Here is a 15134-nt window from a genome sequence, read left to right as displayed (position 1 = left end):
AAAAAATCAGCTCAATTGAGCTGATTTTTTTATTCATTTAATTCAAGAAACGATAATCGGCTAGATTTGCATTTTTGGTTTCTAGCCAATACTTCCATGTATAACTCGGCCAAAGTGAAAAATTCTTTCCGCCTTCTTGCTGATACCAACTCACACAGCCAGATTGCCAAACTGTGCCTGCAAATTTTTCTTGGATTTTACGGTTGAATTCTTCTTGAACTAAATCTTTGACCACGATTGCTTTGGTTTTGGATTTTTCTACAGCTTCAATCAGTTGTAGAATGTAATTCACTTGAGATTCGATCATAAAAATTACAGAGTTATGACCTAAAACAGTATTCGGGCCTAAAAGTTGAAAGAGATTTGGAAATCCTTTGGTAGAAATTCCATAGTAGCTTTCAGCACCCTCTTTCCATGCTTCTTTCAACTCAATGCCATTTTCGCCATAACATTTAAAATCTTTTAAATAAATTCGTGGATCAGTAATAAAACCAGTACCGTAAATTAAGCAATCTATTTCTCGTACTTGACCATCTTTGGTAACAATCGCATTTTCAGTAATTTCTTGAATGCTGTCCGTCACGAGTTCTACATTCTTGCGATTAAATGTTGGGAAATATCGATTTGATACCAAAATTCTTTTACACCCCATGGTGTAATCTGGTGTCAATTTTTTTGCTATTTCTTTATCTTTGACTTGGAAGCGAATAAAAGCTTCTGCAAGTTTTTGACCCAGTCGCATCATTTGAGGTTTTACAATCGGAACTACGCGTGATTCGTTAGACCAATATAAGCGTGCTCGATGCAATTTTCTAAACCAGTCGTATTGGGCAAATAGTTTTTTGTCTAAAGCATTATAAGCTCGTTCATCGCGCGGTATTACCCATGCAGCCGTTCTTTGAAACACGTATAACTGTTTGGTTTTTGGTGCAATCTCAGGAATATATTGAATTGCACTTCCACCTGTGCCGATACTGGCTACACGTTTACCATTCAGGTCATAAGCATGATTCCAAGATGAGGAGTGGAATACTTCGCCTTTAAATTTTTCGATTCCTTTAATCTTTGGAATTTGAGGAATATGCAATGGACCAGAGGCAAAAATAAGGAATTGACTGTGTAGAGCACTTTGATTCTTGATGGAGATTTCCCACGCATGAGCTTGCTCATCGAAGCGTGTCGAAATGACTTCGGTATCAAATTGAATAAATTTTTTTAAACCATATTCTTGGATAAGATCTTGAATATATTGGAAAATTTCAGGTGCTTCAGCATATCGTTTTGTCCAATCAGATTTGGGTGCAAAAGATAATGAATACATATGAGACTGCACATCACATGCAGCACCCGGGTATTGATTTTCACGCCAAGTACCACCTACATCTGTAGCTTTTTCAAGAATAACAAAATCTTTAATACCGCGTTTAAGAAGTTGAATCGCTGTGGCTAATCCTCCAAATCCAGCGCCGATAATCGCAATTTTAGTATTTTTCTTGATGAATTGCGTTTCAGTTAAGTCGACTGAATTTGTATCTAGCTGATCTGATGTAACTTCCATTTTAATACTCGTTTATATTATTTGAAGCTATCATAATCAGTCTGGACTGAAACTGACATGATTTCATTGACATTTAATATTGATATTTTCGGCAATATTCTTTCCCTTTTTTTTAGGGTAAAACATATGCAACTTTAATTTTAAAATTCTGATTTATGAAAAGGTCGATTCTCGGTTTGTTGTATCTCATACAGGGTATGCGACAAGTCGGAATAAATGTGGACGAAAGATTGGAAGCTGTCGGTTTAAAGGCGGATGCCTTAGATCCGAGTTCAACGATTCAACCTGAATTAGAACAAATCATTCAAAGAATTATTGCTAAAGGGGTTAACCCGCTGCTCGGTTCAGATGTCGGTCAACATTATGCGCTCGCAGGCTATGGTCCGCTTCTCATGCTATTGGTCACAAGCCCGAATGTCGGTGCGGCTCTCACAAATGGAATACGCTATCAAGCGCTTACCCATTTATCGGGTAGACTTACATTAGAGCAGACGAGTGTCTATGCGGCTTTATGTTATGAGCCTCTCAATTTACAAAGTGAAGTTGATGAGTTCAGGGCTCAATGTGAAATTTCAGGTACGGTTAAATTCGTGCAAGATATCTACAAAATGATAGGATTGCCTTTTCCTGAAGTGCAGATTGAATTGCCGTTTTCACGACCGAAAGAATCCATTTTTTTGAACAAGTATTTGAATTATTTCAGTGAACAAGTTCGGTTTGAACAAGACAAATTTCGACTGATTTTTGATGCAGAAATTTTAGAATTGAAGTTGCCTTCAGCTGATCAAATCACATTTAATGTCCACCAACAAAGATGTAATGCTGAGATCGAAAGATTAAATGCGCAACAATTGAATCAACACCAGTTGATTCAAAGAATTCACGATTATTTGGATTTACAAACGGGGCAGATTCCAACAATGGCAGAAACTGCTCAAGCTTTGAATATTCCAGAGCGTACTTTGCGACATCAGCTTAACCAACTGAATACAAGCTATAAGCAAATACGGGAGCAACTCATTCGAGAGAAAGCGCTTCGATTGATTGAGTACAAAGAGTATTCGATCGAAGTAATAGCTGAAATGCTTGGATATTCAGAACCTGCAGCATTTAACCATGCTTTTAAAAGATGGTTTGGACAAAGTCCACGACAGTATGGGAAATAACCTCAGCATGTATGCTCAAATGGTATATGCCAAAGTGTTATTTATCATTTTTTTAAATATTCGTTATACTTCCGACGGCCTAAAAAAGTAATCTATATCTATGTTCCATTCTCATTCTTCGCAAAATAGTTTAAGTCACACTCCGCAATCACCTGCAGAACGTTATGCTCACGCAATTTCGTCAGGACAATTTATGCCTGATGATGCTCAAGCTCAAGCTGTACATGAACTTAATCGTGTTTGGGAAGAACTGATCTTACGATATAAAGCTTCTAAAAAAGCGTTTCGACGTTTTCGCCGTCAAACTGCCCCGAAGGGTGTTTATATGTGGGGTGGTGTTGGGCGTGGAAAAACTTGGTTGATGGACCAGTTTTATGATGCGATACCTTTCCGTCGCAAGACGCGTATGCATTTCCATCATTTTATGCAATATGTGCATAAAGAGTTAAATAAAAATTCAGGACAACAAAATCCACTCGACATCGTTGCTGATCAAATTTACAAAGATGCGGTTGTGATTTGTTTTGATGAATTCTTTGTATCAAATGTCACTGATGCGATGATTTTAAGTGATTTATTCCAAAAGCTATTTGTTCGTGGAATTACACTTGTTGCGACATCAAACATTGCACCAGATGGTTTATACAAGAACGGCATACATCGCGACCGCTTTATTCCAACGATTGAAATGGTAAAAAAGAACTGTGTCATTTTGAATGTGGATGCAGGTGTTGACTATCGTTTGCGTGTACTGAAACAAGCGCAATTGTTCAAATCACCTTTAAGCCATGATAATCAGGTATGGATGGCACAACGTTTTTCAGCATTAACCAGCGCTCAAAATGTGAGTGAAGAACCGATCATCATTAATGGACGTAATGTCGATACGATTGGTCATACTGAAGATGTATTATGGTGTGAGTTTTCTGAACTCTGTATGAAGCCACGAAGTCCTGCGGACTTTATCGAAATTGCGAATACTTATAATACAGTCCTAGTCAGTAATGTTCCCGATCTAAATGATTATTTATCAGAAGGGACACGCCGATTCATTTATTTAGTCGATGAGTTTTATGATCGTGGTGTTAAATTATTACTGACCTCACATGCCAGTATCATTGATATATATAGTGGCGAAAAATTAGCGTTTGAAATCGAACGTACACGTTCACGTTTACTTGAAATGCAATCAGATGACTATTTACAATCTGCGCATCGACAAATTGATATGCCTACTGAATAAATGTGAGAATTCAAAAATGAACCCAAACAGATGATGTTTGGGTTTTTTTATTTGGAGTTGAATAAATTTGAAATCGTCGCTTAAAAGCGTAGAGAAAATAGACATATTGGTTTAAATTAAATCAAATTTGATGGAAATTGGCACTTAAGTCTAATTTCTACCTTTATAAAACTTTATACACTGTAATTAGATTGTTGAATTAAAGCGACTCAATAAGTAATAGATCAAAAGTCTCAGCTGATTGGTGTCTATAATAAATGATCACTATTTAGCAATGTGATATTACTATTCAGCAATTTATAAATGGGTATACTAGATTCTCTTGTATAAAAAGTAGCAATATCAGGAAAGACAATGACTGCACGTATTCAGAAAGGCAAGTTAGCGATTGCTAAAGAACTCTACGATTTCATCGAAAATGAAGCACTACCAGGTTCTGGTTTAGACAGTGAAACTTACTGGAAAAACTTTGAACAAGTCGTTGTTGATCTTAGCCCAAAAAATAAAGCACTCTTGGCTAAGCGTGATGACATTCAAGCGAAAATTGATGAATGGCACCGCAATAATAAATTTGAATTAGGAGCTTACAAAGCTTTCCTGACAGAAATTGGCTACTTATTACCAGAAGTAGAAGATTTTCAAATTACAACTGAAAATGTAGATGAAGAAATCGCACTATTGGCGGGTGCACAATTGGTTGTGCCTGTACGTAATGCACGTTACTGCTTGAACGCTGCAAATGCTCGTTGGGGCTCTTTATATGACGCATTGTATGGTTTCGATGTTATCTCGGAAGAAGGTGGTGCGGAAAAAGGTAAGGGGTATAACCCTGTTCGCGGCGAAAAAGTTATCGCCTTTGCTAAAAATTTCTTAAATGAAACTTTCCCTTTAGCAAATGGATCACATGCGGATGCTACGAAATACGCTGTTGAAGCAAAAAAATTAGTGGTAACGCTTAAAGATGGCAGCACAACGAATTTGGCTAAAGAAGCTCAATTTGTAGGTTTTAATGGTGAAGAGTCTGCGCCGACAGAGATCGTTTTATTAAATAATGGTCTACATGTCATCATTGAAATCGATGCGACAAGCCCAATTGGTCAAACGGATGCTGCTGGCGTAAAAGATCTTGTTTTAGAATCTGCGGTAACAACGATCCAAGATTTGGAAGACTCAATTGCTGCGGTTGATGCTGAAGAAAAAGTTGAAGGCTACCGTAACTGGTTAGGTTTGATGAAGGGTACTTTGGAAGAGAAAATCGAGAAAAATGGTAAAACCATTACTCGTGCTTTAAACAAAGACCGTACCCACAAAAATCTGATCGGTGGCGAAACAACTTTACACGGTCGTTCATTGATGCTTCTTCGTAACGTTGGTCATTTGATGACGAACCCGGCGATCCTTGTGGATGGTCAAGAAATCTATGAAGGTATCATGGATGCATTGATCACACCGTTATTAACGTTTGCTGACATCAAAGGTCAAAATGAAATCAAGAACTCTCGTAAAGGTTCAATGTATATCGTTAAACCTAAGATGCATGGCCCTGAAGAAGTTGCATTTGCAGTTGAACTATTTGAGCGTGCAGAACAAGCTCTAGGTTTGCCAGCAAAAACGCTTAAAATCGGGATCATGGATGAAGAGCGCCGTACTTCTGTAAACTTGAAAAACTGTATTGCTCAAGCGAAAGATCGTACCATCTTCATTAACACAGGATTCATGGACCGTACAGGTGACGAAATCCATACCTTTATGGAAGCAGGTCCATTCGTTCGTAAGGGTGAAGTTAAATCTCAAATTTGGTTCCCTGCATATGAAAACCGTAACGTAATGGTTGGTTTACAAGCAGGCTTACGTGGCAAAGCACAAATTGGTAAAGGTATGTGGCCTAAACCAGATATGCTTTTAGACATGTATAAAACTAAAATTGAGCATCCTGAAGCTGGTGCGAGCTGTGCTTGGGTTCCATCACCATCTGGTGCTGTAATTCATGCGATCCACTATCACCAATGTAATGTTTCAGCGCGTCAACAAGAGTTGTTAAAAACTGAAGCATTACCTTTAGATGATTTATTAACTCCACCATTAGCGACTGATACGAATTGGACTGATGATGAGAAAACCAAAGAGTTAGAAAATAACCTTCAGGGTATTCTTGGTTATGTTGTTCGTTGGGTTGATTTGGGTGTTGGTTGTTCTAAAGTTCCAGACATCAACAACGTTGGTTTGATGGAAGACCGTGCAACTTTACGTATTTCATCTCAACACGTTGCTAACTGGTTACGTCACGGTATCGTGACTAAAGAGCAAGTTGAAGAAGTAATGCAACGTATGGCTAAAATTGTAGATGAGCAAAATGCGAACGATCCAGCGTACACACCAATGGCGCCTGGGTTTGACGGTTATGCTTACCAAGCAGCATATGATTTAGTGTTTAAAGGTGCTGAACAACCATCAGGTTATACAGAACCATTACTTCATGCTTACCGCTTGAAGCTTAAAGGTTACACTGGTGACTAATTAAAATAAAAAAGCCTCTCCGGAGGCTTTTTTTACGATTGTGTAAAATAGTTGACCATTGGGTAAAAAGTGGCATGTAGAGGGACATAAAATACGCAATATTCAAATTTAAATCAACAGTTTATTAACGGTTCTTGGTTAAAAGGCTCTTCAGAGCGTGTCATACAAAATTTAAATCCATTTGATTTAAAAGAAATACACCAAATTCAAGCGGCGAATCAGTCTGATGTTGATCTTGCTTTTTCTGCAGCACAACAAGCATTTGATCTTGGCTTAATTGCTTCTGCTGTAGATCGCAAGAAAGTCATTCAGAAGCTGCATGACATCATACAATTACGTAAAGACGAAATTATAGATTGGCTGATTACCGAGTCTGGAAGTACGCGTCTCAAAGCAAATATTGAAGTGAGTGCTGCGCTTGGTATTATCTCAGAATCATTCACTTTTCCTGATCAAATCCAAACTGTTCAGCTAGAAAGTAAAGATCCTGCGAGAAAAAGTTTTTATCAACGCAAAGCGTTGGGTGTTATTGCTGTCATTAGCCCTTGGAATTTTCCATTTCATTTGTCAATGCGATCGGTTGTTTGCGCAATCGCATGTGGAAATACAGTGGTACTAAAACCTGCGAGTGACACACCTGTTACAGGTGGAACATTATTAGGGAAATTGTTTGAAGAGGCGGGTGTGCCCGCTGGTGTACTGAATGTCATTGTGGGTAGTGGTAGTGAAATAGGGGATTATTTTGTCGAGCATCCTATCCCGAAAATGATTTCATTCACTGGCTCTACAGAAGTAGGACAAAATGTTGGTGCTAAAGCGATGGCCAGCTCTAGAATTAAACGACTTGCTTTAGAGCTTGGGGGAAATGCGCCATTATTAATTCTTAAAGATGCAGATTTAGATTTGGCAGTCGATTTGACGATCAAGGGACGCTTCCTTCACCAAGGCCAAATCTGTATGAGCACTAATCGTGTCATCGTAGATCAATCAATTCACAATGAATATGTTGAAAAGCTTTTAAACAAAGTAAAAGATATTCCTGTGGGTGATCCTAATCTTGATGAGACGCTCATAGGGCCTATTATCAATAATACACAAGTGAAGCAGCATCAACGAATTATTGATCAGGCTCAAATAGAAGGTGCTAAGTTGGTCTATGCTGGGGGTATTGAAAATAATTTGGTTTCACCTCATGTGTTTATCGATGTGTTGCCGACATATGCAATTGCTCAAGAGGAAAGCTTCGGACCAATTCTGCCAATCATCAGAGCAGATGATGAGGCACATGCAATTCAAATCGCCAATGACACACCGTTTGGTTTATCTGGTGCTGTATGTACATCTGATATTGAGCGCGGAGTAGAAATCGCTTCAAAACTCGATATTGGAATGACACATATTAATGGTATAAGTGTCGCGGACCATGCTAATGCACCATTCGGTGGAGAAAAGAACTCTGGATTAGGGCGCTTTAATGGGCATTGGATTATGGATGAATTCACGCGTACACACTGGATGACAGTACCAATATCATCATAATGAACTGAATTGGATCGGCTATAATAGCCTAAGTTTTTTATAGTATTGAAAATTATGCTATGTGTGCCAACTTTAAGCCAATACAAGCGCATCAAATCCAAGCATTAGAACTTCCACATATTCCATTTGAATATGTGGAAGAGGTTTATCCAAGCTACGAAACCCCGTTGTTATTTAAATCTGATCATGGCTACGAGTGGAGGTTAGTTAATTTTGGTTTTATACCAAAATGGGCAACTGATACAGAAATAGCGAAGAAAACCTATAATGCACGCAATGAAACATTAAGCGAAAAAAGAAGTTTTCAAGAAGCATTTGAAAAATGTAAATTTGGTGTAATTCCAGTCACTGAGTTTTATGAAGCAAAATATATTAATGGACGACCGCAACGATGGGGTGTGAGAAGAAAAGATGGTCAGGCATTTTTTATCGCAGCGTTGTATGAAATCACGAAAATTGATCAAATTATTTATCGTTCAGCAACGATGATTACCATGGATGCTATTCATCACGAAATGATGAAGGATTTTCATGAGCCTGGAGATGTTAAACGGTCAGTAATTATTATTCCGCACCATAAATTAGATCAGTGGTTGAGTTTAAAATCCCCCGACATTCAGAACTTTGTTGAAGGCTTTCCAGTAGAGGAATTTGAATGTTTTTATTGTCCAAAACCACGGCAGAACAATACAGCCCAACTCAATATGTTTGATGATGGGCTTTAATCTAAAGTTTAGGAAAATTAATGCGCTAAATTTTTGAAAATATGCTTTAAGCTTTCCATTAGTTTTTCAATTTGAAGTGGGGTTAATCCCTCAAATGTTTGTTCAAGAACCACACTCATCAGGTCATTAATTTTTTTTGTCATTTCCAAACCTTTTGGTGTTAGTACCACACGCGTAATACGGGCATCGTTTTCACACGAGTAAGTATCAACCATTCCTTCATCTTTTAAACGGTAAACGATTTTTGTAGTCGTCGACATTTTTGACACTATCATATCAGAGAGTTCTGAAACACTTGCATCTGGCTTAGTAGACAATGCGACAAGCAAACGTCGACGAGAATTATCAACGCCATACTTTTTGAGCACATGGTCAACATTCAGTACATACTGAGAATGGACTTGAGTGATCCAATAGAATGGAAAATTTTCGAGTTCAAAATTTTCAGATGAAGGTAAAAATTTTGCATATTTTTTTGACATCGCTACGTCCTTGTCAGTGTAACTTAATTGTTTTTATTGATTTAAATATTACATGAAGCATAACCTATATTAAAAGAACTTTGTTCAAATAATCAACTTATGTTCAAGCGCTTACCTTAAATCAGACAAAAGGCATGATACCTATAGGCTTCAGTTTTATAAAACATATTTCAATGATCTTTAAATATCTTTATTTATATCAAAACAGAAGATTCTAAAAATACAGCTCTTTTGATCTTCGTGATTATATCTTTATGTCAATTCCACGCTGACCAAATTCTATTGAAAAATAGAGGAACTATAACTTGGCACTGATATTTTTTTTTGTGTCGAAAATGTCAAAGACTATTCAAGGATGGCAATTACGACTAAAGATATGATCTAAATTTACATAAAAAATTGTTTTCAACATAAAAAAAGTAATTACAAAATAAAATTCTTATGCATAATAGTTTCATCATTTCTGAAAAGGTAACTTTATATATGGACCCGTCGCCGTGTTGGCCTAATTTAGCTTCTTACATTATCTTAAATAATAAGAACCAGGAGATCTAATATGGAATTTTTATTGGATCCTGGCATTTGGATAGGGTTAATTACCCTTATCATTCTTGAAATCGTTTTAGGTATTGATAACTTAGTATTTATTGCGATACTTGCAGAAAAACTTCCTCCAGAACAACGTGATAAAGCCCGTGTAATCGGTTTATCCCTCGCATTATTAATGCGTCTAGGTCTGCTTTTTGCGATCTCGTGGTTAGTGACTTTAACTCAACCATTGATTGAAATTTTTGGAAAAACATTCTCAGGTCGAGATTTGATATTACTGTTTGGTGGTCTATTCCTTGTGTATAAGGCTGTCAATGAACTCCATGAAAAAATGGAGGGTAAACCCGAGATTAAAACGAATAACAATGTCGTATACGCTGGTTTTGCTGCAGTTGTGGCTCAGATCGTCGTGCTTGATGCGGTATTTTCACTCGACTCAGTGATCACTGCGATTGGTATGGTAGATAATATTTACGTGATGATGGCTGCGATGATTGTGGCTATGGTTGTCATGTTAATTGCATCAAAACCGTTAACTACGTTTGTTAACCGCCATCCTACGGTGGTTATCCTTTGTTTAAGTTTCTTGTTATTGATCGGTGTAAGTTTAATCGCTGAAGGTTTTGGATTCCATATCCCTAAAGGTTATATTTATTCAGGTATTGGTGTTGCAATTCTAATTGAAGCATTTAATCAATTTTCGAATCGTAATCTTGAAAAAAATCAAGCGAAGATCCCATTACGTCATCGAACTGCAGATTCAATTTTGAAATTGATGGGCAGTAAATTAGATGCCGATATTGCAACATCGAAAGAAGTTGAAGAAATTCAACAAGCTTTTGGTGATGAAGAACGTTATATGGTTGGTGGTGTGCTATCACTTGCTGAACGTTCAGTTGCTTCAATTATGACACCTCGAAATCAAATTTCTTGGGTAAATATTGAAGACGATGCCGAAGCAATTCGTGAACAGGTATTAGCTGTACCTCATAGTCTTTTCCCAGTTTGCCGTGGACAATTGGATAAAGTCATCACGATTGTACGTGCAAAAGAATTGATTGATGCATTAGATGATCCAGATCAACTAAAAGATTTGATGAAACGTGTCCGTCCTATTTTCATTTATGAAAAAATGAAAGTGATTGATGCAATTAATACATTAAGAACTTCTAAAGGTTCATTGGTGCTTGTTACAAATGAATATGGCAATATTCAAGGCTTAATCTCACCATTAGATGTTTTTGAAGCAATTGCTGGTGAATTCCCAGATGCTGATGAACAGCTTGAATTGGTTAAAATCGATGATACCACTTGGAAGGCGTCTGGTATGTTAGATTTATATCAATTAGAGCTGGCGCTCGATATATTAGATTTAGATCTGGTGCAAGAAGACTCAGGTTACTTCAGTGTTGCAGGACTGATTTTAGATAAAACGAGTGGGGCGGTTGAAGTTGGTATGGTGATCGAACATCAAGGGGTTAATTTTGAAATTCTAGAAATGGAAGATAATCGAATTAAAACCGTTAAAATTACGCTTTAGTGTCTGATAAAAAAAGCTCCGTAAAGGAGCTTTTTTTGGCTTAAATTTTTATACAAGGTATGGAGGTAGCCAAGTCGTAGTACGAAATATGAGATAAGATGCTAAACATATTGCAATCTGTTTTATAGCGAAGGAATGTAAGATCATGATTGATCAAATGGAATTATCGGTAAGACTTGCTATTTTTTTTAGTGGTATTTTTTTATTGACCGGTATGCTTACTGGTGTTTGGAAGTATGTGCAAATCAGCTTATCTAAACAAGCTCGAGCACATTATTATGTTGATATTGCGCATAGAAGTAGTTTGCTATATGCACCTGCAACTTTAATTCTAGCTGTAATGGCATATTTTTCAGCGTTGAATGAATCGACAAATTTGCTCTTTATTTTGATTAATATTTTCTTTTTTGCATTTTCTATTGTAAGTTATATTTTGCATGGCTTATTGAAAGATACGACAAATCAGTTTAAAGAACCACATCAATTAGGGCGTATTGAATTACCAAAATTGCTCATGAGAGGTGCGATGGTACTATTGGTCGTAGGTGAGGTTGGGGCGACCTTAGGTTTGCTTTATGGTTTGTATATTGGGTTATTTTAAGTAGATAAGTAGAGCAGAATTTAAAAACTTGTTGTTTTGATAGAGTTCTATAAATTATGACATTGACTTTAAGATGGATGCTTTTGCATCCACCTCTTAGTCTAAATGCGCTTCTTGATCAGAAAGTTTTTGAGTACGATATTTCGTGTCAATAAAGGCCCACACGTAAAATGCTAGCGTTGCAGCAAGTGCATAAGCAAAATATTCAAGCTTCAACGTGCCTTGAATTGTACCTTGCACAACAAGTGTCAGCATGAGAGCAAACATTGTGCTTAAAAAAACGACAGCATTGTTGTTCGCTTTAAGAGTATTAATGAAGACTTGCTTGTTGAAATGTAATGATAACATCTCCATCCCTCCTGATAATTCATGACAAATCTGAATGATTTAGTCGACTTTGTTTATATACTTGTACAGGGGATTGAAGAATAAAGCAAGTTTTTAACACTCTATTATGTAAATAAATTATGACATTATTATGACAAAAGTTGAAATATTTGAAATTAAGATACTATGTGAGCTAAGTGCTAGAATTGTTTCGATAAATGGCGATGAGATGAATAGAGTTTCTTGTAATTCTTTAATCTAATTACTTTTTAGCATCTTGCAAAACAAATAAATAGTAGCAAAAGTCATTCCAATTCTGACTGATGAGGTCAAATTTAAGGTGGGTAAGCAATAATAGTCTGTTGGATAAACGAGACAATTATTGATTACAGAACAAATACGGTTTGGGTAAAACAATATTTATTGATAAATCACCTGAATTTACTTCTTCAGTCTATCCAGTGTGTAGACAATGACAAATACAACTAAAGAAGGAATCAACCATGCTAAATTTTGTTCAGCCAATGGTAGATTGTTCATAAATGCTGGCAAGAAATGATCTAATTCTGCAACCTTAAGTCCATCAATAATACCGAATATGAAAGCAACCGCTGTAACAGGCGCAATGACGCGTGGAGCGGAATTAAAGAACTTCCACATAAAGCCCATCATGATCACCACAATCGCTGGGGGATAGATTGCACTTAATACAGGTACAGAGAAGGCGATTAACTTGGTTAAACCTAAGTTGGAAATGACAAATGAGAAACCAACAAGAATGAAAACCCATTTTTTGTAAGTAATCTTCGTGATTTGTGAGAAATATTCTGCACATGCACAAGTCAAACCAATTGCCGTAACCATACATGCAATAAAAATCATCGCCCCTAGAAAATATGAGCCAAAGTCACCAAAAGCATGCTGAACATAGCCATGGAGAATAATGGCACCATTTGCAGCGTTAGGTGCAGCTTCGTGGCTACTCAGTCCAAGTTTAAATAGGCTAATGTAAACCAGTGTAAGGCCAATACCTGAAATTAAACTTGCGATCACTGCATATTTGGTAATTAACTTTTGATCAGTTACACCACGTGAACGTATCGCATTAATAATGACAATACCAAATACTAAAGCCCCTAAAGTGTCCATGGTTAAATAACCATTAACAAAACCTTCTGAAGCAGGACTATTGACATAGTTTCCAATGGGAGCAGGGATATAATCTGCAGAAACTAAAAAGGCACTGCCACCTAAAATGATCAAAGAGAGAATTTTGAGTGGAGATAAAACATAGCCGACAGTATCCAAAATTTTATTCGGATAAAGTGAGATTAACGTTACAAATGCAAAATAAATTGCACTGTAGATCAACAAGGTAGATGAGGACGTTCCGAAATAACTCGAAAAACCAATTTCAAAAGAAACTGTAGCTGTCCGAGGTGTCGCGAAAAGTGGTCCGACAGCAAGATAGCATGCTACGGTTAAGATTAAACTTGCAATCTTACCCAGTGGAGAGCTTAAAAGTTGAATAGAGCCTTCAACACGCGATAGCGCAATGATCGTGATAACAGGAAGGCCAACAGCAGTAATTAAGAAGCCAAAAGCAGCTAACCAAACATGTTCACCCGCTTGTTGAGCAACAATAGGTGGGAAGATAATATTGCCTGCACCGATAAATAGTGCAAAGGTCATAAAACCTAAGGCAATAATGTCCCGTGTACGCAAATTGGTCATAAGGGAGATCGGTTCAAGAAAAAAGAAAGCGATTTTAGAGCAAATGTCAGTAAATAGGGAGGGTGGTCATCCATCGAATGGAATAGTAAAAAAGCAAGAAGCGAATAATTTTATTGGATGGGAAATTATGAGTTAAATTAAGTCTATGTATTTATAAAACTAATAAAATAAATTTATTTATTGAATTGAAATCAAGCAGAGCGTAGACCTAGATTCGCAAAATAAAATAATGTACTGATTGGTTAAATAGTAGTCAAAAATGATTGAGTTACAGACAGTCTATAGCGTTTGTGATCGACAAATGAAAGTCCTATAATGAATCCTGAATTAAAGAGGGGTTCATCATGAAGGCAACAGCTGTCACCATTAAAACTGAACAAGATATTGAAAAACTAAGAATATCGGGTCGGCTTGCGGCACAAGTGCTTGCGATGATTGGTGATTATGTGAAGCCAGGTGTGAGTACTGAGTATCTTGATGATATCTGTAATGATTACATCGTCAATACACTCAAGGTGACACCAGCAAATGTCGGTTATTACGGATATACAAAAACAACCTGTATTTCGAAAAATGAAGTTGTATGTCATGGTATCCCTGCTTCCAATATTATCTTAGAGGATGGAGATATCATTAATATTGATGTTGCAATCATCAAGGATGGTTATTTTGGTGATACCAGTCGAATGTACTATGTAGGTACAATTAAACCTGAAGCAAAAAAATTAGTCGATACGACTTATGAAGCGATGCTTGCAGGTATTAAAACGGTTAAACCTGGCGCGACACTTGGTGACGTGGGTCATGCTATTCAACAAGTTGCGCAACGCGAAGGTTATACGATTGTACGTGAATATTGTGGTCACGGTATTGGAAAAACTTACCATGAGCAACCGAATGTATTGCATTACGGACAGCCTGGTCAGGGATTAGTATTAAGAAAAGGAATGGTGTTTACCATTGAGCCTATGGTGAATGCAGGCAAAGCTAAAGTTAAAGAATTAAAAGATGGATGGACAGTAGTTACAGCAGATAAATCTTGGTCTGCACAATGGGAACATATGGTTGCTGTGACTGATGAAGGATATGAATTATTGACACCTTGGCCTGAAGGTACGGGTGAATATCCTGTAATTTAATTCCCAAAAGCCTA

General features: G+C 37.1%; 12 protein-coding genes. 8 read left to right on the top strand and 4 right to left on the bottom strand.

Annotated elements, in window-relative coordinates; translation table 11 throughout:
* Nucleotides 1-37: 37 nt before the first annotated feature.
* Nucleotides 38-1558 carry a flavin-containing monooxygenase gene (locus CL42_RS05945; RefSeq protein WP_051586537.1) on the bottom strand — a complete coding sequence of 507 codons (1521 nt, stop codon included), beginning with the start codon at nucleotides 1556-1558 and terminating at the stop codon, nucleotides 38-40.
* Nucleotides 1559-1713: 155 nt separating this feature from the next.
* On the opposite strand from CL42_RS05945, the gene CL42_RS05940 reads away from it, so the two are divergent.
* The 5 genes from CL42_RS05940 (at nucleotide 1714) to CL42_RS05920 (ending at nucleotide 8748) form a co-directional block, all read left to right on the top strand.
* Complete coding sequence (locus CL42_RS05940) at nucleotides 1714-2724, top strand: AraC family transcriptional regulator (protein WP_035266094.1); 1011 nt, start codon at nucleotides 1714-1716, stop codon at nucleotides 2722-2724.
* Between the two features lie 100 nt (nucleotides 2725-2824).
* Nucleotides 2825-3967, top strand: coding sequence for a cell division protein ZapE (zapE, locus tag CL42_RS05935; RefSeq protein ID WP_035266093.1), 1143 nt, complete (start codon nucleotides 2825-2827; stop codon nucleotides 3965-3967).
* Between the two features lie 354 nt (nucleotides 3968-4321).
* Nucleotides 4322-6484, top strand: coding sequence for a malate synthase G (locus CL42_RS05930; RefSeq protein WP_035266091.1), 2163 nt, complete (start codon nucleotides 4322-4324; stop codon nucleotides 6482-6484).
* A 123-nt stretch (nucleotides 6485-6607) separates the two neighbouring features.
* Nucleotides 6608-8023: an aldehyde dehydrogenase family protein gene (locus tag CL42_RS05925; protein WP_035266089.1), complete on the top strand. Its 1416-nt coding sequence runs from the start codon at nucleotides 6608-6610 to the stop codon at nucleotides 8021-8023.
* 59 nt (nucleotides 8024-8082) lie between these two features.
* Complete coding sequence (locus CL42_RS05920) at nucleotides 8083-8748, top strand: SOS response-associated peptidase (protein ID WP_035266087.1); 666 nt, start codon at nucleotides 8083-8085, stop codon at nucleotides 8746-8748.
* 17 nt (nucleotides 8749-8765) lie between these two features.
* Here the strand turns inward: CL42_RS05920 and CL42_RS05915 are convergent, their stop codons facing one another.
* Entirely contained in the window at nucleotides 8766-9230 is a 465-nt protein-coding gene (locus tag CL42_RS05915; protein WP_035266085.1) for a MarR family winged helix-turn-helix transcriptional regulator, read from the bottom strand.
* A 556-nt stretch (nucleotides 9231-9786) separates the two neighbouring features.
* On the opposite strand from CL42_RS05915, the gene CL42_RS05910 reads away from it, so the two are divergent.
* Together CL42_RS05910 and CL42_RS05905 are read left to right on the top strand one after the other, a co-directional pair.
* Nucleotides 9787-11319, top strand: a complete 1533-nt coding sequence (locus CL42_RS05910) for a TerC family protein (protein WP_035266083.1) — start codon at nucleotides 9787-9789, stop codon at nucleotides 11317-11319.
* Nucleotides 11320-11464: 145 nt separating this feature from the next.
* Nucleotides 11465-11920: a hypothetical protein gene (locus tag CL42_RS05905; RefSeq protein ID WP_035266081.1), complete on the top strand. Its 456-nt coding sequence runs from the start codon at nucleotides 11465-11467 to the stop codon at nucleotides 11918-11920.
* Nucleotides 11921-12016: 96 nt separating this feature from the next.
* Here the strand turns inward: CL42_RS05905 and CL42_RS05900 are convergent, their stop codons facing one another.
* Together CL42_RS05900 and brnQ are read right to left on the bottom strand one after the other, a co-directional pair.
* Nucleotides 12017-12268 (bottom strand): hypothetical protein, encoded by a 252-nt coding sequence (locus CL42_RS05900; protein ID WP_035266079.1) that lies wholly within the window; start codon nucleotides 12266-12268, stop codon nucleotides 12017-12019.
* A gap of 420 nt (nucleotides 12269-12688) precedes the next feature.
* Nucleotides 12689-13981 carry a branched-chain amino acid transport system II carrier protein gene (brnQ, locus tag CL42_RS05895; RefSeq protein ID WP_035266077.1) on the bottom strand — a complete coding sequence of 431 codons (1293 nt, stop codon included), beginning with the start codon at nucleotides 13979-13981 and terminating at the stop codon, nucleotides 12689-12691.
* Nucleotides 13982-14325: 344 nt separating this feature from the next.
* Here brnQ and map point away from each other — a divergent pair, with 344 nt between their 5' ends.
* The gene (map, locus tag CL42_RS05890; protein WP_035266073.1) at nucleotides 14326-15120 is read left to right on the top strand and encodes a type I methionyl aminopeptidase; all 795 of its coding nucleotides are present in this window, start codon (nucleotides 14326-14328) and stop codon (nucleotides 15118-15120) included.
* The last annotated feature ends 14 nt before the right edge of the window (nucleotides 15121-15134 follow it).

The organism is Acinetobacter sp. Ver3 (assembly GCF_000632455.1).
Classification (GTDB): Bacteria; Pseudomonadota; Gammaproteobacteria; order Pseudomonadales; family Moraxellaceae; genus Acinetobacter.
The sequence above is the reverse complement of the archived record's forward strand: the minus strand, read 5'-3'. Positions and strand labels throughout refer to the sequence as shown.

Coding starts and splice junctions, on each gene's coding strand:
- map (WP_035266073.1), top strand. CDS start 14,326: ATGAAGGCAACAGCTGTCACCATTAAAACTGAACAAGATATTGAAAAA.
- zapE (WP_035266093.1), top strand. CDS start 2,825: ATGTTCCATTCTCATTCTTCGCAAAATAGTTTAAGTCACACTCCGCAA.
- CL42_RS05905 (WP_035266081.1), top strand. CDS start 11,465: ATGATTGATCAAATGGAATTATCGGTAAGACTTGCTATTTTTTTTAGT.
- brnQ (WP_035266077.1), bottom strand. CDS start 13,981: ATGACCAATTTGCGTACACGGGACATTATTGCCTTAGGTTTTATGACC.
- CL42_RS05945 (WP_051586537.1), bottom strand. CDS start 1,558: ATGGAAGTTACATCAGATCAGCTAGATACAAATTCAGTCGACTTAACT.
- CL42_RS05910 (WP_035266083.1), top strand. CDS start 9,787: ATGGAATTTTTATTGGATCCTGGCATTTGGATAGGGTTAATTACCCTT.
- CL42_RS05920 (WP_035266087.1), top strand. CDS start 8,083: ATGTGTGCCAACTTTAAGCCAATACAAGCGCATCAAATCCAAGCATTA.
- CL42_RS05930 (WP_035266091.1), top strand. CDS start 4,322: ATGACTGCACGTATTCAGAAAGGCAAGTTAGCGATTGCTAAAGAACTC.
- CL42_RS05900 (WP_035266079.1), bottom strand. CDS start 12,268: ATGTTATCATTACATTTCAACAAGCAAGTCTTCATTAATACTCTTAAA.
- CL42_RS05940 (WP_035266094.1), top strand. CDS start 1,714: ATGAAAAGGTCGATTCTCGGTTTGTTGTATCTCATACAGGGTATGCGA.
- CL42_RS05915 (WP_035266085.1), bottom strand. CDS start 9,230: ATGTCAAAAAAATATGCAAAATTTTTACCTTCATCTGAAAATTTTGAA.